Consider the following 20101-nt stretch of genomic DNA (forward strand, 5'->3'; position numbering starts at 1 on the left):
TAGACAATGTTTTTCAGCCAACCATAAAAGCTGGACAGTTTAGAATATGGTTACTATGATGCCTTGTATGACTCCAATTACTCCACCAAGTACATATCCAAGAAGTGTAATCATTTTGAATTCGCGTTTTGAGATACCTAATACTAAATCTTCTAAAACCGAAACTGGGAATGAATCCACTTGTTCCTTGACGATTTCTTGAATATTCAAGCGTTCGATGGCTTCGTCTAATTTATCTTCGGCAGTAGTAAATCCTCTTTCCACTAGTTGTGGCACGATATTTTGTGCAAACCAATTCGCACCATCTTTCCAATAATAAACAAGTGGTTTGTCCAAACGATTTTCTAATTGGACTTCTTTTTTTACATAATCTTGAATTCTTACTTTCGTTGAAGTGAAGTCTAGCTCTCCTACTAATTGTGGTACTGATTGAACTTTTAACTTATTCCATTCAGTGGTCAAAATATTGGTAAGCAATACCATTGTACCAGGTGCATTCAAAAATTTGTTTACTTCTTTTTGCATTCGAATAACAAGTGAATTGGAATCGCCTAAAAACATTTGAATCATACCGCCAAGTGTCCCTTTAGATTCCAAAAAGTCGTCGATTAATCGTTTAATGGTTTGATAGCCCTCATCTGATTGGAAATAATCTTCGCCTTTTTTCAATATATAATGAGAAATCTCTGGAATCTTTTTGGATGCTTTTTCTTGCCATGATATAGGCATCAATGTTTCGATTGCATTCACGGTCAAAGAATGATTTAAATGGTCAATTTGATTGTCGACAAGCTCATCAATCTTCCCCTCAATTGTTTGTGATAAATTAGTTACACCAACTTGATGGAGCCAATCATTGATAGTTTTATCTTCTGTAAAAACAATTTCTTTGATTTTATCGTTTAGCCATTTCTCCACAATCTTCCTATTGTTATCTGTGAATAATTTTTTTCGGAACATTTCAGGAGTAAGTAAATAATTTACAACTGTATTTCCTAGCTGTTTTGCTAATTCATCACGTCTTTTGGGAATGAGACCAGGTGTGAATGGTAATCGCCAAGAACCAAGATAAATTGCATTATACGGTCTAAACAGCATTTTAATGGCAATATAATTTGTAATACCGCCAATTACTGATCCAACTATCGTCATAAATATGATCGATAATAGACTATTCATCTAATTCACCCACTTTTATAAAACTAAGGATATTATAGCAGACCATACTTTGTTATAAAATTATTAGCCACTCTTCGACATTTACCCGGATTTAGCTTTAATTAAAACAGATGGTAATTTATACTAGGAGAAAAGTTATTTTGAAGGGGGGCAATACATTTGATTCAACATTTTAGTTTTAAACCACTTTATGAAAATCAACAAATACCCGGTTGGATGATTAGTTTCTTTTATAAACAAAATCGATATGAAGGAGTTTATGAAAAGGATGGAGTTATTCAATGGACAGATTTGATACCGCCAGATGAAGAAAAGGTGAAGAAAATGGTTCATGAGTTAATGCTGTTTCATGTTTATGATTAAATTGAGGCTATTCAAAAGTATTAAGTGTTACGTTTTCTACAAAAAAATTGCCTTTCTACTTAAAATAGAAAAGCAATTTTTTGTCAATTGAATATTATATTTTTTATTAATATATTCTTATCAATTAGCGTCTTTTTTTTCCAAGTATTCTTCACGCCACTTTAGTAATTCTTTTTCCGTAAGTATCTTTTCTAATGTTTCATCCCAATGCCCTGTTAGTGTGTTCCATACTCGAACGTAGAGTAAATCTTTTTCTTTGTTGTAGATGACAAGTTGCATGCATGGGATGTCATTTATTTGGATGGTTTTCTTGGATTCAATGGAGGTGATGAATGTTTGGACTGCGTTTTCACCTTGCTCATCATCTTCTGGTATTGTGCGATTATCTTGCAGTGCATCGATAATTATTTCATCATCCACATTAATTGGCTCTTCTGAAGCATAAGCGAAAGTCTCTGGCAATTCATCAAAATCATCCAATTGCTCGATATCACCTGATAGAAATGCTTTATGATTTGCACTATAGAGTAATTGTTGTATTTCCTCTTCCTGAGCTTCTTCGAAAATCCCCATTTCTAACTGTTTTTTTCCTCTGGCTGTTAGCTGATAATACTCTTCTTTTTCTACTAGGCCTGTATTTGAGAGGCTTTGTAGTAGATCTCGAATAAATAATTCTTCAACTAGTAATAAGTCACTCAGTTCCTTTGTGTCTGCGATTTCTGCTTGTTGTAAGCTAAGTAAAATCATTTTCATCAAGATATCCATTGTTTGACGTTTTACTGGTTGATAGGTGAATTCTACTGTTTGAATAGGAAAGCACCAGCTTGATGTTGCTAAGATTTCAGCATTTCTGTCTTGTTTGATTTTACTTATTAGCTTTTTCTCTAAACTCAAAGTTATAGTGCTCCCTTCAAATGTTATTTTGGATTTCCTTGTTCGTCACGCAGTCCGTTTTGTGATTTAACAACACTTAGTAAATGACTGTACATTTCACGAGATTCTTTTTTCTTTGCACGTTTTGTGAACATTTCCGTGCTACCAACTAAAATCAATAGTTCTCTAGCACGAGACAGTGCAACGTTTAATCTGCGATAGTCATTCGCAAAACCGATATCCCCACCTTTATGTTCTGTATTACGAACCATACTAACGATGATAACGTCCATTTCCATTCCTTGGAATCTATCGACAGTACCGGTACGTAATTGTAAATGATCTAATTTCAATTCTTGTTGAGTAAGATGGTCGATTTTCTTTACTTGTTCACCATAGAAACTAATTACCCCAACACTTTTCTTTGTACCTTCTGGTAAATCCCCATTTGCTATCGCTTTTTTTGTTGATTCATTCAAATCTAATAAAGCATGGCGAATAGTATCTAGTTCTCCTGGATTAAAACGACTCTTGCCATTCTTCATTTGTTCTTCAAAATAAGGCTTTTTACTTGGCATATCGAGCCAAATTAGGTGATCTTGTCGTTTTATAAAATGTCCTTCTAGGTGATGATTGCGTACTTTGTCGGAATCTTCTAAGCCGCAACGAAGATGGTTATCTTCATTTTCATAAAATGGTGTGATTGTTTTCATGATATTTTCATGCATTCGATATTGAATCGCCAACATTTGCTTATTCGTTTTAGGTAAGTTTTTGAATAGACGTTCGAATAAGGATTCTTTTAGGAGTTTCTTTAACTCATTGATTTCTTGCAAATCATCGCTTTCATCTATAATTGCTTTGAGCGTTTCTTCTAACGTATCGTCTCCGATTAAGGGTGGAAGTTGATGATGGTCCCCTACTAATATAATTTTCTTACCTTTTAACATTGGTAATAATAATTCAGGTGGTGTTGCTTTTGAAACTTCATCAATAATGACCACATCAAATGTAGGATAGTTGTCCATAAACTCTTTACGTGCAGAAGCCACACAGGTTGTTCCAATTACATTTGCGTGATTGACATATAGTTTTCGGATTTCGTCTAAATCATGTTCACTGGCGTTTAATAGTAATTGATGCCATTGTTGTTGCAATTGTTGCTTTATCGGTAATTGCTGCTTATCGTGAAGAAGTTTTTCGATTTGCTTATTAACAGCCTTGATTGTTTCTTCTGTGTATTGTTTTTGTCTTGTTAAATCTTGTTGCAAAATTTGTTCAAGCTCTTTTAATTTTTTCTCTTGTGCAATGCCTTTTGCATTAATTTCTTTTACTTCTGTTTCTTTTTGTGACAATTTTTTTAAACAAGTTGTTTCTTCTTCAACAGTTTGTTTAAAGGCTTCTTGCATAGTTTCTAGCTTTGGTAAAGTTGTGGCTACTTTTTGCTTTTGCGCCGTTAATAATTCCAATTCTTTTTCTTGTTGTGCTAACGACACTTCAAGTTTTACAAGTGCCATCTGCATTTCATTTTCATCCAGGACAATCGATAATTGGCCCAGTTTTCTTTTTAGTTGCTCAACCTCTGCATTCCATCTATTTCTGACATTTAACAATCCACTTTCATGTTGCTGTGACGTATTTAAAATATAAGATACTTGGTTTTCTACTTCTTGCTTCATCATTTGGAAGAGACGCATGATTTCTAATCTCTGATTTTCGAGCATTCCAAACTGTTCTTCAACAAAAAGGCGACGATTATATAAGCGTTCTAGATAAACATAGAGTTGATTGACATATAGATCTGGTGTATCCAATAAGAATTTCTTGAAATGATCGATTGCTGAATCTACTTCTCGAATGGAGTAAGAGGAGTAGCCATTTGCAGCTTGTTGCTCAACTTTTTGGAGAATTTGTTGACTTGGTCCTACACCGATTTTTTTCTCTAAAAATCCAATTGCACTATTTAAACGATTTCTCACTTCTTTCCAATCGTTATAGCCAAACATTTCTGTTTGGATTCGTGCAAAGGAGTTACGTTGCCATTCAATTTTCGTATTTGCTTGAATCTGATGTTCTTCCATAAAGGCATTTAAATCTTGAATTTTCTTACAGCCTTCAATTGCATCTTTAGAAGCTTGCAGTTTTTGATGATTTAAAAGCCATTCCTCATAAGCTGTAATTGCATTATTAAGAGATATTTCAGCTTTTTCTAATTCACCTTTTGCGCTTAAATAAGATACCTGCTGACGGAGTTTTACTACCTCTGATTGCTTAAGTTGTTCTGCTTCTTCTAGTTTTTCTAAGGATCCAAAGCCAGCAAGTAGTTCTTCAAATCCATTGATTTGTTGTTCTTCTTTTGACCTTTTAGCAGTTAGTTCCTCAGTTTGTTCTTCTAGTAATCCTAGTTCTTTTCGTAACGCACTTAACGATTTCTTTAGATTTTTAATATCTTCTTCAACAATGACTATGTCTTTTTCTGCTTGTTCTTGTTCAATAATTTTAGCTTCAAGAATCGATAGTTGTTCCTGTAACCCTTGTAATTCTGTTTCCTTTTTCTCGATTGCTGTATCTAATTCTGAAGTTCGATCTCGATGAATCGCTAGTTCTGCCTCTATATCGTGTAATGTTTGTTCGCGCCAGTGTAGCGCCACATTTTCTTCGATAAATTTTTTGCCTTCTTCTTCAATACTTTCTGTACGTCCATATCGAAGAATTCGAATATCTTTGTTTGCTAATAATCTACTGAGTGCATTATCAACCGCTAAATTGGATTGTGAAGCAACGAGTGTTTTTAGACCTGCTTTTGCATTTTGCTGACAGATTTCAGAAATAACCGTTGTTTTCCCTGTACCTGGAGGACCTTGAATCACGTATAAATCCTCCGCAGACATAGCTCCTATTACAGCTTCTCTTTGGAACTCATTGAGGCGATTATCAAATGTCAATTCCGCTCTTTTTTTAGGTTGTTGAATGCGTGGTCGTTCCTCAAATAAGATTTTCTCTAAGTTGCTATTCGCAGCGAGGCCTTTTTCTAAATCACTAAAACCTTTACGTAATCGACGAATCTGACTGAGTGTCGCAAAATTACTAAAGACTAATTCTTTCGATTTTGGATGCCATTTATTCTTTCGCACTTGTTCTTGGGTAAATGGGCGTAATTCGATTTCGACAATTTTCTTTGAAGCTTGTGCTTTTAATACAGATCCAAGTTCATCTTTATTACCTTGTACTTTTGCACTTAATCCTACGACTTTTTTCCATTCGCCTTCTTTTAGACCGTTAATATGAAAAGTAATTCGACTGAAATCTTCATTGAAATCATAATGCGAAAAGCTGACATTCATATCATCAATGGTCGCATCACGCTCTTGGATTTTTAAATACCCTTCCCAGCTGGAAATCCTCTTTTGTACATACTTAGAGCGTTCTTCTGCAATTGGTAATTCTCGAATTTTACTATGCAACTCGAGCGGCAAACCCACTGTATTACTAGCGTTTGTCGCAAACTCCAATTTTGTTTTAAAACGTCTATTTGTATGAACTGGTACTCGATTACTAAGTACTCGGAAATTGGTAGCAAGTAAACCATCATACTTGACTACGCAATTCATGATTGCTACTTGTCCATCTAGTTTTTCTGCAAGCGCGATATTTTCAATATTATCGAAATAAAGCGTCGCGGCCATTTCATCCTTCGATGTATTTTGTACATGTTCAATATGTACAACAAATGATTTTTGTAGATGAAAAAAAACATGTTCATCCTTCGCCCATGCTTGTATACCATCGCGAGCTTTGTTCGTTAATATGATATTTGTTCGCATCACTGCAGGCTTAGACATCACTTGTGCCATGAACATATCTTCCTTTCATTGTTAATTTTCATTTTCAAAATGAACACTGGTAAATTCATTACACGATCAACAATGAACTTACCAGTGCTTACTTGGTTCATACAATTTTAAAAACGCCAATATCTATAATACCAGTTTTTAATGGATTATTGCAGAGTTGAAATTCGTAAAAAGAAAAAATCCAACTAGGAACGAAGGTGTTCGAAGTTGGATAAAAGGATATTTTCAAGGAAATTCCCCCAAAATATTTAGGGGTCAAAAAACTGGTTTGATACTAATTTTGTTTTAAAGTGAAGTGGAACCAGCTACGCTTTCCTGCGGACGAGCGGTGAGTCTCCTCCTTCGCTTCGCCAACGAAGAGGGTCTCACCTGTCTAGCTTTTTCTAGCTAGGAGTCTTCGCTAGTTCCACTTCAAGGACATTTGGTGTACTAATGTCCATCAAAAGTTTTCAACGAACATTTTATTTAAATATTCCTCCATTATTTTTCTGTAGTCTCAAATAATTGAGGATTTTTTTATTTCATTTCTCCAGATTGAAGTTTATACATTTGGTTATATCGTCCTTTTAATGAAAGAAGTTCTTCGTGTGTGCCTTGTTCTACGATTTCTCCTCTGTCTAATACTAAAATACGGTCTGCGTTTTTAATAGTAGAAAGTCTGTGGGCGATGATGAATGTTGTGCGGCCTTTTTTCAATACTTCCATTGCGTGTTGAATGATTTCTTCTGTTTCTGTGTCGATATTGGAAGTGGCTTCATCTAATATTAATATAGCTGGATTGAATGCCAATGCTCTTGCAAATGAAATCAATTGACGTTGACCAGACGAAAGGGTGCTTCCTTTTTCAATAACTGGTTCGTCTAAGCCACCTGGTAAATTGGCTAAAACTTGGTCGCCCCCCACTGCCTTTAAAGCTTTTTCTACTGTTTCTCGCGTTATCCTTGGATCATCTAAACTCACATTCGAACTTATCGTACCTGTAAATAGATAAGGATCTTGCAATACGATGCCCATATGTTCACGAATGGTTTGACGAGAATAATCTTGAATATTTAACCCGTCAATTGTGATGGAACCTTTTGACACGTCGTAAAAACGGAACAATAAATTCATAATTGAACTTTTACCAGATCCCGTATGCCCTACTAATGCAATGGTTTCACCTTGTTTCGCTTTGAAGTGGATATCTTTTAACACATATTCCTCTTCTTTATAAGCAAACCAAACATGATTAAATGCTACATCGCCATGATAACGGTCTATTTTCGTATCATCGACTGCTTCACCTGATTGATCTAATAAATCAAAGATACGTTCAGATGCAACATTCGCTCTTTCCAGGTTGGCAAGTTGATTGACAATATTCGTTACTGGATTGAACAGCCGTGTAATATAATCGACAAATGCATAAAGCATCCCAATCGAAATGGCACGATCACCTACTAATTCGTCACTTCCAAAATACCAAATGAACATTATAAATGTTAGCGACCTAATTACGCCCACCAAATTATGTGAAGTTGCGGAATCTAACAATACGAGCTTATTTTGATATTTGTAATATTCATCATTTAATTCATTAAATTCATCTGCTATTTGCTTTTCACGTCCAAAAGCTTGGATGATGGTCATACCGTTAATAGACTCATTAATCATTCCATTCATATCAGATAATTTACTGCGCACGATATGATTGTATTTTGCTGCATATTTTCGATATAGAATAGCCCACAAAATTAGCAAAGGAATAACGAGTAACGCAATACAAGCCATTTTCCAATCAAGGAAGAATAACGCAATATAAATACCAAATATAGTCATAAAACTCGCTGCAAATTGTGACAATACCTGAACAAATAAGTCATGTATTGCTTCCGTATCATTGGTCACTCTTGATACCACTTTCCCTGCAGGTAAGCGGTCAAAATAACGAATTGGCAGAGTTTGTATATGTTGATAAACGTCATTTCGCATTTTTTGAATAATACGATTAGCGCCTTTTTGTAGAAGTATATATTGACCATATCTAAAAATTGCAGTGATCACAGCAAGGCCAAAGAACACAGCTAGTAACAAGGCAATTGGCTTAAATTCTAAACCTTGTATTGTCGCTTTTGCGATATATTCATCGATTATTTTCTTCGCTACTAGTGGACCAGCCAAATCTGCAGCAACTGCAATTGCTAATAGAAATAGTCCCATAGCTATTATTTTTTTATATTGTAAGACATATTGCCAAAGTCTTTTGGTTGTACTCATTATTTCGCCTCCTCAATTTGTTGGCGATCATGCTGTTCTTTGTACCAACCATCATTTTCTATTAATTGTTCATGTGTACCTTCTTCAATAATTTTGCCTTCTTCTAATACGATAATCCAATCTGCATGCATAATGGCAGACAAACGGTGCGTTACAATAATAGTTGTTTTATGTTGACGAATTTGCTGGATATTTTTGATAATCACACTTTCTGTTTTCGCATCTACTGCTGAAAGTGAATCATCCAAAATCAATATCTCTGGATCTCTTATCAATGCACGTGCAATGGATATTCGTTGTTTTTGACCACCAGATAGAGATACGCCTTTTTCACCTACTAAAGTATTTAAACCATTTGGTAGCATGTTTAAATCATTTTCGAAGCATGATACTTTAATTGCTGTTTGTAATTCTTCTTCTGTTGCATCTGGCTTACCGAATAGTATATTTTCTCTTATCGTTCTTGAGAAAAGGACATGGTCTTGCGGTACATATCCAATCCAATTACGCACCTGTTCTTTCGTTTGTGCTTCGATTAACTCTCCTGATAATTTTAGTGCTCCCACTCCTGTAGGGTACTCACGGAGTAACTGTTTGACTACCGTCGTTTTGCCACTACCTGTCTTCCCTACAATCCCTAATGTTTGACCTTTTTCAAGGGATACTTCTAAATGAGATAAGTTGGTAGATTGTGATTGAGGGTATTGGAAAGTCACATCATGGAAAACAATTGAGTTTGGTTTTTCAATAACCATTGGTGTAACTGGATCAGCCACGTCTTCTTTTTCATTTAGCGTCTCTTGCACACGATCTAATGACGCATTTCCGCGCTGCATAACATTAATCAGTTCACCAATAGCAAACATTGGCCACACAACCATTCCTAGATAAACATTAAAAGATATTAATTTCCCTAATGTTATATCTCCAGTCGATACTAGGTATGCCCCGTAACCAAGACCAATCATATAACTTAAACCTGTTAAAACTCTTGTGATTGGTGTAAACCAAGCATCGATTTTTTCTACCTCCATATTTTTCCGATAAACATCTTCCGTCATATCTGCAAACTGTTTTTCAGTTGCTCGTTCATGAACATAAGCCCGAATAACCCGAACACCTTCCACTGCTTCAAGTACACGGTCATTCATTTGACCAAAGGCGTCTTGCGCAACCATATACTTCTCATGAATTTTCTTACCTAATATTTGCATTGTAATAGCGAGGATTGGCAAAGGAATTATCGCTGCAAGTGTTAGCTTCCAAGATACAGAAAAGCCCATCATTAAAATAATGGTGCCTAGATATAAAGTAGAATCTAAAAGGGTCATAATACCAAAGCCAGCTGTTACGGAGACTGCACGTAAATCATTTGTTGCACGAGCCATTAAATCCCCTGTTCGATTACGCTCATAAAACGGTGGTGACATTCTTAAAAATTGTGTCATTAAATTCTTTCTTAGTTTACGTTCAATAACATTCGATCCACCAAATAATTGATATTGCCATATAAAGTTGACTACATATGCTGTCACTAATATAGCTGCTAACGCGCAGATAAATTGCAACAACAATATATTTGTTAGCGTTCCACGGTGAATGGAATCAATCGATTCTCCGATTAACCATGGAGGCAATACTTCTAAAGTATTTGCTACAATCAACAGAACAACTGCAATCGTATAGCGTTTCCAGTTTTCTTTAAAAAACCATTGTAGTTTTATTAGAACATCAAACATTACACAACATCCCTTCTTTTATGCCAAAATAGCTAACCATCGTCTATCGAATCCTTGTTCAATTGTCTTCTCATTTTGCGAATAAACATAACGTACTCTCTCCTTTATTGTTTTTTCACACTAATGATTGAATTAATAAGCGCAAAAAAGCGCATACCCTTATGGAGCATGCGCTAATCATAAAGAGTACGGGACACACCCGTACCTGCTATTAGTTCAAGATTAAAAAGAAAATAGGATTAGGTGTGGATACATTATGAAGTTTGTTTGTTGGTTTTTGTTTCATCATTCTCATGTTCCATACCTCCATTTCCTTAAATTATTTAGTGTTTCTAAATATTAACATTTCAATTTTCTAATTGTCAATACTTTTTGAAAATTTTATCATTTGAGTAAGATTACTTCAATTATAGTAGATGTAGCTTTCTTCTGTGATGGGTGTAAACCGACATTTAATTTAGAATGAAGTACTAATCTAGATTTAAAAGTCTACAGTCAAAATTCTCTTATATATTCTTCCATTTAATTTTTTATATTTGCTTTGAGTTCTCATCTTTCTCTCAATATTATATGAAGGAGTCGATATTTTTATTGGGATTCCTAGTCAAAAAGTTTGAGAAATATTGACAAAAGCGTCTTGATGATTTGTTTTTTGTCGATAAATATTTTATTATTAGATTACATAACTATTTTATCATTCACAGGAGGTGTACACTTTGTTCTCCCCCTCATTTGGGTCTTGGAACAAAGGAAGTCTTTGGACATAGCCATACGATTGACAGCATTTGCTGTCTTGATCGCATGTTCAGCAGTTTTCGTAGCAACTGAGTTTGCTATCGTAAAGGTTAGAACAACTCGAATTGATCAGCTTATAGCTGAAGGTAACAAAAAAGCATTAAAAGCAAGAAAAGTAGTTTCAAATTTAGATGAATATTTATCTGCCTGCCAACTAGGGATTACGATTACATCTTTAGGTTTAGGTTGGTTAGGGGAAGGTACCGTTGCAAAAATACTAGACCCACTATTTGACCTGTTAAACTTAAACGCCAATGTAACAACAATCCTTTCATTTATCCTATCATTCGGTATCGTGACATATGTTCACGTTGTTATGGGTGAGTTAGCACCAAAAACATTAGCGATTCAAAAAGCAGAAAGTGTTGCTCTTAATATTTCTGGTTTCTTAATCGGATTCCATAATGTTATGTTCATATTCATCAAACTCTTAAACTCATCAGCCAATGGCATAGCAGCTCTATTTGGGTTAAAAGGTATGAAAGAATCCGAAATCGCGATGACTGAAGAAGAGTTAAGAATTATCTTATCTGATAGTTTAAAAGGTGGCGAGATTAATCAGTCTGAATATAAATATGTTAATAGCATTTTTGAATTCGACGATCGTATTGCCAAAGAAATCATGGTACCCCGTACAGAAATCAGTGGTATCGAAAAAGATTTAACATTAAAAGAAGTATTTGAAGTAATGGGTGTAGAACAATATACTCGTTATCCAATTATTGATGGTGATAAAGACCATATCATTGGCCTTGTCAATATGAAGAATCTTTTAACTGCTTATATTAAAAATCCAGGAAATGGTTCAAAACCAGTTACTGAATATATGCAACCAATTATTCGCGTATTTGAAACAATGCCAATTAGTGATTTACTTTTGAAAATTCAACGAGAACGAATCCATATGGCGATTTTAATGGATGAATACGGTGGTACTTCTGGTCTTGTTACAATTGAAGATATTATCGAAGAAATTGTCGGTGATATCCGTGATGAATTTGACCAAGATGAAGTCCCAGAAATTCGTAAAGTTGAAGATGACCACTATATTTTAGATGCCAAAATGTTAATCGAAAATGTGAACGACTTCCTATCGATTAATATTGAAGAAGATGACATCGATACAATTGGTGGTTGGTTTATGACAAAAGATTTCGATGCTGTAAAAGGCGAGAAAATCACTGAACAAGGTTATGAATTCATCATCAAGGAACTTGATGGACATCATATTCTATATCTCGAAGTCATAAAACTTCCAGAACCTTTGGAAGAACAAGCTTTAAATAACGAAGAAAATGATGAATCTTAAGACATGATCTACTAACTTAACATCGAACGACGCACACCTAAATCAGTGTGCGTCGTTTTTCGCTTGTCTGAAACTTTTGCAGGGAGGAAACATTGTGGACTTATATACAAATTTAAGACAAGGGGAAAAAGGCGCCTGGCTTAGTATCTTCACTTATCTTATACTTAGCTCAGTCAAATTGACCATTGGCTTTATCGGCCACTCTACCGCATTAAAAGCGGATGGTTTAAACAATACTACCGATATCATTGCTTCAGTAGCAGTTCTAATCGGGCTTCGAATTTCTCAGAAGCCACCAGATAAGGATCATCACTATGGTCATTTGCGTGCAGAGACAATATCTTCACTTATCGCTTCCTTCATCATGGCGATTGTAGGGTTTCAAGTGCTCTTCAACGCTGGCAAAAGTTTTATCAATCACCATTACACCACTCCATCATTATTAACAGCATTTGTTGCACTCGGCAGTGGTGTAGTGATGTATTTGGTATATATATACAATATTAGACTAGCAAAACGTATTGATAGTTCAGCAGTTAAAGCTGCAGCCTATGATAACCGTTCAGATTCTATGGTCAGTCTTGGTACAGCTATTGGTATTTTTGGTGCCGTTTTCGGTTTCCCTATCATCGACTCAATTACTGCTATTATTGTCGGATGTTTAATTATTAAAACAGCCTATGATATTTTCTTTGATGCCGTTCACACCTTAACAGATGGATTTGATGAAGAAGAATTAGAAGCATTGTCAGTCCTAGTTAAAAACGTTGATGGTGTTATTGAACTAATTGATTTTAAAGGTAGAAATCATGGCAGTTTAATCTTCGTTGATTTAACCGTAACGGTTGATCCCGAACTAAATGTCTGGCAAAGCCACCATATCACAGAAGAAATTGAGAGAACCATTCGTCGCGCAAAACCATTCACTGTTGTCCTCGTTCATATTGAGCCAGAAGGTTTAAATCGTGAAAATGAAGAACATTTCTTTTAAAAAGATAAGTCGACTTCTTAGTTACATGAAGTCGACTTTTTGCTTATAACTATTCTACTTCATTTTCCCATGTAAACCACCTTGCGTGTCCATTCGTTTTCCCTAACACTCTTTCGGATTTCACCATATCGTTTTCTATGTAATCTTGATGTAGATACGGATCATTCATGTTATTGTAACAATGGTACAAAGGCCGTTTTGTACTAATGTGTTTCAATTTTCTCATGAGTTCATCCTTTAAGACAGCTGGAATTTGATTTGCTACATGCGTATGAAATATGACAATTAGCTGATTGAATGGAATTTGATCACAAATTGATTCAATTTGTTTGACTGCATCGCCACTAACAAACTGAATATCTAAATTTTTAATTATGGTAGCAGCTTTATTCAATAATTCTTTTCTTTCGTGATGTTCTGGCCAAATAAGTGCATGTAACCATTTCAATTCTTCTTCATTTTTCAAGTCGATTGGATTTAAATCCATTCCAATGCGTGTTTGGACAACAGGAATATTAAATATAGATGTTGGTAGTACCTTGCCTCTATTTTGAGAATAAATGGTTAGCAAACTATCTGGATTTCCTGCTTGTATTTTTTCGTTATAAACATAATGATATTGCTCCACACCTAGCTGTAATCCTGCACTTGTACCAATTTCTATAAGGGCTAGTGGCATTTGATGCTTTTCGTAAATATCTGCAAACATTGGATATAGATAAGCACATCTACGAACTTCATTTGTTTGGACAAGCTTTGATTGAAATAGTTGTTTAAGCTTTTCTTGATTAGATAAAACAAACTCTTTGAAATAAGGAAAAGCACTATTTGCTGGAAGAGGGTTTTCTGTAAAGGATGCATAGTATTTTTTCAAATCATGATGTGCATCGCTTAATAGATATTGAGTAGCTGCAAAGAATAGATTAGGCACTGGCTGTCCTTCAGGAATATGTGTTGCTAGTTCAATTAATTCGGAATCCTCTGCGATATGATATGAAAGAGTTTCGTATAATTCACTTGAGTTTTCACATTCATTTTTTGCAAAACGTTGGAAAATTTCAGTTATATTTCGTTCCATACTCTACACCTCTATTTTTATGTATATCTATATAAAATTGTATTATTATTGGATATTTTAGTAAATTATTTTAATGATAATTATTAAATTAAGTCAAATGATTGGAAGGATTATAAATTGAAATAATTGAAAAACAGAATGATGGTACGGATTTGATTTCATCGCATAGTATAAGATTAGAGTTTCTATTGAAAATAACCGTTTGGATTATTCCATATAAATATATAGTTGTAATTTATTTGATTATCTGTTAATCTGTTTTTAACTAATTCGAAAGAGGTGAGGTATTATGACAATTTTATTAAGCATTGAAATGATGCAAATTGGTTTGTTACGATACGCTCACTACTCGTATACTGTTTAAGTATGCTTTTCTTTTAATGTGCGTAAAACCCGTAACTGCCAATTTGCAGTTACGGGTTTTTATTTATCAGCAGAACACACATTAGGAGGCATACAAAATGAATTTACATGAATTAGGTTGGAATAATAATTGGCAAAATCACTATGATGAATATTTAACTTTAACAACACACAACAATTTAACAGTTGGTCGTGTTTTATTAGAACATAAACATTCTTATCGCGTTATAACTAGTTTTGGAGAATGGCTTGCTTTCCCATCAGGCAATTTCCAATATAATGCAAATGCTCGGCGTGATTATCCAGCAGTTGGTGATTGGGTTGTTTTAGAAGAATTACCTGGAGAAGAAAAAGGTGTCATCCACTCGATTCTTCCACGTACATCTCTATTTTCACGAAAAGTAGCAGGATTGGCATTTGAAGAACAGATTATTGCTGTAAATGTAGACTATGTATTTTTAGCAATGAGCTTAAACAAAGACTTTAATTTACGTCGGCTTGAAAGATATATGTTAGCTGCATATGACTCTGGAGCGAGCCCAGTTATTGTGTTAACAAAAAAGGATTTATGTGATGATGTGACTGACTATTTAAGCCAAGTAGAATCCATTAGTTTTGGCGTTCCTGTTTATGTTGTTAGTAGCTTTACAGGTGAAGGAATTGATGGTTTGCAACAATTGCTAGCAGATGGAAAAACAGGTGCCTTACTCGGTTCTTCAGGTGTTGGCAAATCTTCATTGACCAATGCACTTTGCGCCCAAGATGTGATGGCTGTTCAAAAGGTTCGTGAGGATGATGATAAAGGCCGTCATACCACCATTGGGAACTCTTCCAGATTCCCAATGGTGGTCTGCTTATTGACACACCAGGAATGCGGGAATTCCAACTATGGAATAATAGCGATAGCCTAGATAGTAGTTTCCATGATATAGAATCTCTTGCCACACAATGTCGCTTTAGAGACTGCACGCATAAACAAGAGCCGGGGTGTGCAGTTCTTGGATCTATTAAAGAAGGGACGCTTGAACAGGAAAGATATAATAGCTATTTTAAGCTAAAACGTGAGCTAGCTTTCATCGAAAGAAAAGCAAATGCACAAGCTCAAGTAGCTGAGAAAAATAAATGGAAACAAATTACGAAGCAAGTTCGACATAATAATGGAAAAAAGAGATAAAAGCGGGGGTCCCCCTGCTTTTTCTTTTTATTTGATAGCTGTAATATGGATTGGTAGTACCTTTCAGACTCCGATTAAATCAACTCAAGCTTCGATTAGACCAACTCACTCCCCAATTAGAACAACCCAAACTCCTACTACCACACTCACTCTAATTCACCTTTCCAACCATAAAAAAAGCAACTCCTTTTCAATAGGAGTCGCTCAAATTCTTATATTCCACTGGCTTCTGTCAGTCCATGCTTGACGGCATATAGTGCAGCTTGAGTACGATCTTGTACTTCTAGTTTTGCGAAGATGTTGGAGATATGAGTTTTCACCGTTTTTTCAGTTACGAATAGCGATGCAGCAATTTCTTTATTGCTCTTTCCTTTTGTTAGTTCAGCTAATACATCTTGTTCTCTATTTGTTAATGGATGCTTGATGTGTGGGAGATCTTCCATCATTTCGCGATTTAAAATAAGCTGACTTGTTGCTTGTGGGTGGATAATATTTTCTCCAGCCATGATACGGCGAATGGTTAACACTAGTTCATCTGGTTCGATGTCCTTTAGTTGATACCCTGCTGCACCTGCTTCAATTGCAGGAATGACATGGTCCCGGTCAGAAAAACTTGTTAACATTAAAATTTGCGTTTCAGGGAATTTTTCTTTTATTTTTTTTGTTGCCTGTATGCCATCCATCACAGGCATTACTAAATCCATTAATACAATGTCAGGATGAAGTTTGGTAGTTAGTTCAACAGCTTCCTTACCGTTACTTGCTTCCCCAATCACTTCAATATCCTTTTGGGTTTTCAGGAAAAATAGTAAGCCTCGTCTTACAACATGATGATCATCAGCAATTAATACTTTAATCATACGGATTTCCCCCCTTTTAATATGGTAGGCGGATTAATATTTCAGTACCTTTTCCTAAATCACTTACCCAATCAACAGAACCTCCTAAAGCATTTGTGCGATCACGCATGCTTTGCAAACCTATAGAAGGCAATTGAACGAGTGAGTCAACTTGGAATCCCCTACCCTCATCCTTTATAACGAGTAATACGTCTGTTTGTGTAATGGTGACAAAGATTTCTGCTTTTTTCACACCAGAATGCTTTCTTATATTGTTGAGTGCTTCCTGTGTCAATCGAAAAAGTGTTTCTTCAATACGTGATGGCAATTGGAGTACACCTGATACTTTGACTTTAAGTTGTAAACCAAGCATCTCCGCATATCCTTTAATAGCTTCCATCAATCCACTTTCTAAACCCTTTGGACGTAATTGCCAAATAAGCGCACGCATTTCTGTTAGTGCTTCTTGTGTTAAATCTTGAATTTCCTTAAATGTTTCTTTTATTTCAGGTTGCTTCGTCATTTCGATACCAGCTCGTGATGTTAATGTAACAGAAAACAATAACTGATTCACTGAATCATGTAAATCCCTTGCTAGGCGATTGCGTTCTTGTACTAGGGCCATTTCTTGCTCTTGTTTTGTTAACAGAATCCTCTTAATGGCTGAGCCCATTTGAAATGCTACCGATTCTAATAGTGCTAATTCATCGTCAGTAAAACGGACTGTATTGGGAGAAGCCACATTGAGCAAACCAAATCGTTCTTGCCCAGATTGCAAAGGAACTGTTGCATGATGTGTAATACCTTCACTATTTCCAACACAGGCGGCAGTTGAATTTTCAATTCTTTGACACTCTATAATGTTTGAAGCTTTTAATAATTCTTCATTGCGATATTTTGAAACACACCAGCATCCACCTTTGGCTAGAAATTGACAATTATTATGTGCCAAAGCAGGTGGTAGATTTTCATGTACAATTAATTCAGATCGTCCTTTGTCATTGACAAAGAAAATCCAACCCGTTTCAAAATTTGTGCCTTCTAAAAACTTATGGAGTGCACCTTGTAGCATTTGTTGCACTTCTGTTTCTTCATTTAACAATTCAGCAATTTCTTTTAATAAGCTAATATTCGAGTGATCTGTTGGTTTCATAAGTGCCTCCAATCTCGGGCGCTAAATTATTACTATTGTACCTTCTATCATACCACTGCCAGATAAACCTTCATATTATTTACATCTCGGTAATTTGAAGGAGATTCTTTTAATTTTTATTTTCAATTTCCCCATGTTAGAATGGAAATAAAAGCCACTCTTAAAAAAATAATTATTTTACATCTATTACGATTACTTCTATAATCGTAGAAGAACTTTAAGTTTAGGAGATTTTATATGACAAAAAAGTTGGAGAATAGCCTTCTATTTATGTGGATTGTATCGTTCATCGCTATGATGGGTTCTCTATTTTTTTCAGAAGTTCAGCATTTTGAACCTTGTAAGTTATGTTGGATACAACGTATTTTTATGTATCCCCTTGTCATCGTTTTAGGGGTTGCATATGTTCAAAGAAATGCTCGCATTGCAGTAACTAGCGCAATCTTCTCATGCATAGGCGCATGTATTGCTTTGTATCACTACGGCATTCAAAAAGTACCATTCCTACAAGAATCAGCAGTTACTTGTGGACGTGTACCTTGCACAAGTGACTATATTAACTGGTTAGGTTTTATCACCATCCCCTTCCTTTCACTTGTGGCCTTTCTATTAATCGCTGGTACAAGCTTTTATATGTTAAAAGTCCTTAAGGAGGAAAAATAATTGGCAAATCCAAAAAAAACTGCAGCTCAAAAAAAGGATAACAAACTGACCATATTATTAATCGTCGGATTCATCATTATCGCTGCATTTATTGCTTTATATTTTATCAATAGTAACTCTAACAAAGACAAGCTAGCAAATAACCCTTACGGTAAAGATACACTCGAACAATCAACCATTGATATTTTGAATGATAAGAACTACCAAAATATTATACTGCCCAATGAATTAGAAAAGAAAATATCGAGTGGCAATGAAGAAATGGTCTATTTCTTTCAGTCCAATTGTCCCCACTGTAAAAAAATCACGCCAATCTTAATGCCTCTTGCAAAAGATATGGGCGTTCATATTGATCAATACAATCTTCTTGAATTCGAACAAGGCTGGGATCAATATGCCATCGAGGGCACCCCAACACTTGTCTACTACAAAGATGGTAAAGAACAATCACGCGTTGTAGGCGAGCAGACAGAAGACACCTTCAAAAAGTTCTTTGAGGCAACTATATTGAAAAAGTAATAAGTATTATCAAAGTACATCTCTTACACAAAGGGATGTACTTTTTTCTTATAAAAAATAATAGTGCCAACCATGATCTTGTCAGCACTATTATCGTCTACAATTATTCTTTTGCTTCTAATATTTAAAGTGATCCGGATGAGAGCCAAATCTTTCGTTGCGATTCAAGTTGTCGATTGTTTTCATATCTTCTTCTGATAGTTCGAAGTCGAATACATTTGCGTTTTCTTCGATACGGCTTGGTGTAACTGTTTTCGGAATAACAATATGATCGCTTTGTAAGTGCCAACGAATGATCGTTTGCGCAATAGATTTGTCGTATTTCTTACCAATTGCTGCAATGGTTTCATCTTGTAGAACATTACCTCGTCCTAATGGAGACCAGGCTGTTACCACGATATCGTTTTCTTTACAGAAATTGCGTAATTCTACTTGAGAAAGATATGGATGCAACTCGACTTGATTGACCATTGGTTTGATATTCGCGTTAGTAAATAGTTTTTCAAGATGGTGGATTTCGTGATTAGAAACACCTGTTGCTTGAATTAATTTTTCATCATATAGTCTTTCGATGGCACGGTATGTTTCTGTAAACTTTTCTGGAACTGGCCAATGGGTTAAATACAAATCTAGATAATCTGTATTTAGTTCTGTTAACGTTTTTTCAAAAGCTCTTAATGTTTCATCATAACCTTGGTCAGTATTCCACACTTTTGACGTGATGAAAATATCCTCTCTTTTCTTTCCAGATGCGCGTAATGCCTCTCCCACTTGTTTTTCATTTTGATAAAAAGCCGCTGTATCGACTGCAATATAGCCTGTATCCAATGCTTTTTTTATTGCATTGAATGCCTCTTCTGGTTCAGTCATTTTATAAACACCTAATCCAAACCGAGGCATCGCTATTCCATTATGTAGTGTTTTAGTTGAAGTAATTGTATACATGGTAC

Annotated in this window: 14 protein-coding genes and 1 pseudogene; 6 read left to right on the plus strand and 9 right to left on the minus strand. The window is 35.3% G+C overall.

The window, feature by feature from the left end; all coding sequences use genetic code 11:
• Nucleotides 1-39: 39 nt before the first annotated feature.
• Complete coding sequence (locus tag ACWV26_RS16280) at nucleotides 40-1179, minus strand: DUF445 domain-containing protein (RefSeq protein WP_455895756.1); 1140 nt, start codon at nucleotides 1177-1179, stop codon at nucleotides 40-42.
• Nucleotides 1180-1338: 159 nt separating this feature from the next.
• On the opposite strand from ACWV26_RS16280, the gene ACWV26_RS16285 reads away from it, so the two are divergent.
• Nucleotides 1339-1542 carry a YheE family protein gene (locus ACWV26_RS16285; protein ID WP_455895757.1) on the plus strand — a complete coding sequence of 68 codons (204 nt, stop codon included), beginning with the start codon at nucleotides 1339-1341 and terminating at the stop codon, nucleotides 1540-1542.
• Nucleotides 1543-1662: 120 nt separating this feature from the next.
• On the opposite strand, the gene ACWV26_RS16290 is transcribed toward ACWV26_RS16285, so the two are convergent.
• The 4 genes from ACWV26_RS16290 to ACWV26_RS16305 all read right to left on the minus strand — a co-directional run bounded on the left by ACWV26_RS16290 (nucleotide 1663) and on the right by ACWV26_RS16305 (nucleotide 10267).
• Nucleotides 1663-2436 (minus strand): hypothetical protein, encoded by a 774-nt coding sequence (locus ACWV26_RS16290; RefSeq protein ID WP_455895758.1) that lies wholly within the window; start codon nucleotides 2434-2436, stop codon nucleotides 1663-1665.
• A 23-nt stretch (nucleotides 2437-2459) separates the two neighbouring features.
• Nucleotides 2460-6269, minus strand: coding sequence for a DEAD/DEAH box helicase (locus tag ACWV26_RS16295; protein ID WP_455895759.1), 3810 nt, complete (start codon nucleotides 6267-6269; stop codon nucleotides 2460-2462).
• Nucleotides 6270-6785: 516 nt separating this feature from the next.
• Nucleotides 6786-8528 (minus strand): ABC transporter ATP-binding protein, encoded by a 1743-nt coding sequence (locus ACWV26_RS16300; RefSeq protein WP_455895760.1) that lies wholly within the window; start codon nucleotides 8526-8528, stop codon nucleotides 6786-6788.
• On the minus strand, nucleotides 8528-10267 hold the full coding sequence (locus tag ACWV26_RS16305; protein ID WP_455895761.1) for an ABC transporter ATP-binding protein: 1740 nt from the start codon (nucleotides 10265-10267) through the stop codon (nucleotides 8528-8530). Before ACWV26_RS16305 ends, ACWV26_RS16300 begins: the two co-directional genes overlap by 1 nt.
• 757 nt (nucleotides 10268-11024) lie before the next feature.
• On the opposite strand from ACWV26_RS16305, the gene ACWV26_RS16310 reads away from it, so the two are divergent.
• Both ACWV26_RS16310 and ACWV26_RS16315 read left to right on the plus strand, forming a co-directional pair.
• A complete protein-coding gene (locus tag ACWV26_RS16310) occupies nucleotides 11025-12371 on the plus strand; it encodes a hemolysin family protein (RefSeq protein ID WP_455895762.1) in 1347 nt (448 codons plus the stop codon).
• A 94-nt stretch (nucleotides 12372-12465) separates the two neighbouring features.
• A complete protein-coding gene (locus ACWV26_RS16315) occupies nucleotides 12466-13362 on the plus strand; it encodes a cation diffusion facilitator family transporter (protein WP_455895763.1) in 897 nt (298 codons plus the stop codon).
• Nucleotides 13363-13411: 49 nt separating this feature from the next.
• Here the strand turns inward: ACWV26_RS16315 and ACWV26_RS16320 are convergent, their stop codons facing one another.
• A complete protein-coding gene (locus ACWV26_RS16320; protein WP_455895764.1) occupies nucleotides 13412-14440 on the minus strand; it encodes a DUF2332 domain-containing protein in 1029 nt (342 codons plus the stop codon).
• A gap of 461 nt (nucleotides 14441-14901) precedes the next feature.
• Between ACWV26_RS16320 and rsgA the strand changes: the two are divergent.
• Nucleotides 14902-15977, plus strand: a pseudogene (gene rsgA, locus ACWV26_RS16325) (ribosome small subunit-dependent GTPase A).
• A gap of 212 nt (nucleotides 15978-16189) precedes the next feature.
• Here the strand turns inward: rsgA and ACWV26_RS16330 are convergent.
• Both ACWV26_RS16330 and ACWV26_RS16335 read right to left on the minus strand, forming a co-directional pair.
• The gene (locus ACWV26_RS16330; RefSeq protein ID WP_455895765.1) at nucleotides 16190-16837 is read right to left on the minus strand and encodes a response regulator; all 648 of its coding nucleotides are present in this window, start codon (nucleotides 16835-16837) and stop codon (nucleotides 16190-16192) included.
• Nucleotides 16838-16853: 16 nt separating this feature from the next.
• Entirely contained in the window at nucleotides 16854-17969 is a 1116-nt protein-coding gene (locus tag ACWV26_RS16335) for a GAF domain-containing sensor histidine kinase (RefSeq protein WP_455895766.1), read from the minus strand.
• Between the two features lie 237 nt (nucleotides 17970-18206).
• Between ACWV26_RS16335 and ACWV26_RS16340 the strand changes: the two genes are divergently transcribed.
• Nucleotides 18207-18632, plus strand: coding sequence for a disulfide oxidoreductase (locus tag ACWV26_RS16340; protein ID WP_455895767.1), 426 nt, complete (start codon nucleotides 18207-18209; stop codon nucleotides 18630-18632).
• Nucleotides 18633-19151, plus strand: a complete 519-nt coding sequence (locus ACWV26_RS16345; RefSeq protein ID WP_455895768.1) for a thioredoxin family protein — start codon at nucleotides 18633-18635, stop codon at nucleotides 19149-19151.
• 117 nt (nucleotides 19152-19268) lie between these two features.
• Here ACWV26_RS16345 and ACWV26_RS16350 read toward each other — a convergent pair whose 3' ends face one another.
• A complete protein-coding gene (locus ACWV26_RS16350) occupies nucleotides 19269-20096 on the minus strand; it encodes an aldo/keto reductase (protein WP_455895769.1) in 828 nt (275 codons plus the stop codon).
• Between the last annotated feature and the right edge of the window lie 5 nt (nucleotides 20097-20101).

The sequence above is a fragment of the Rummeliibacillus sp. JY-2-4R genome (genome assembly GCF_053847205.1).

What these genes read in the sequence shown, in the direction of transcription:
- ACWV26_RS16350 (WP_455895769.1), bottom strand. Translation starts at nt 20,096, where the DNA reads ATGTATACAATTACTTCAACTAAAACACTACATAATGGAATAGCGATG.
- ACWV26_RS16300 (WP_455895760.1), bottom strand. Translation starts at nt 8,528, where the DNA reads ATGAGTACAACCAAAAGACTTTGGCAATATGTCTTACAATATAAAAAA.
- ACWV26_RS16295 (WP_455895759.1), bottom strand. Translation starts at nt 6,269, where the DNA reads ATGGCACAAGTGATGTCTAAGCCTGCAGTGATGCGAACAAATATCATA.
- ACWV26_RS16335 (WP_455895766.1), bottom strand. Translation starts at nt 17,969, where the DNA reads ATGAAACCAACAGATCACTCGAATATTAGCTTATTAAAAGAAATTGCT.
- ACWV26_RS16305 (WP_455895761.1), bottom strand. Translation starts at nt 10,267, where the DNA reads ATGTTTGATGTTCTAATAAAACTACAATGGTTTTTTAAAGAAAACTGG.
- ACWV26_RS16340 (WP_455895767.1), top strand. Translation starts at nt 18,207, where the DNA reads ATGACAAAAAAGTTGGAGAATAGCCTTCTATTTATGTGGATTGTATCG.
- ACWV26_RS16280 (WP_455895756.1), bottom strand. Translation starts at nt 1,179, where the DNA reads ATGAATAGTCTATTATCGATCATATTTATGACGATAGTTGGATCAGTA.
- ACWV26_RS16320 (WP_455895764.1), bottom strand. Translation starts at nt 14,440, where the DNA reads ATGGAACGAAATATAACTGAAATTTTCCAACGTTTTGCAAAAAATGAA.
- ACWV26_RS16330 (WP_455895765.1), bottom strand. Translation starts at nt 16,837, where the DNA reads ATGATTAAAGTATTAATTGCTGATGATCATCATGTTGTAAGACGAGGC.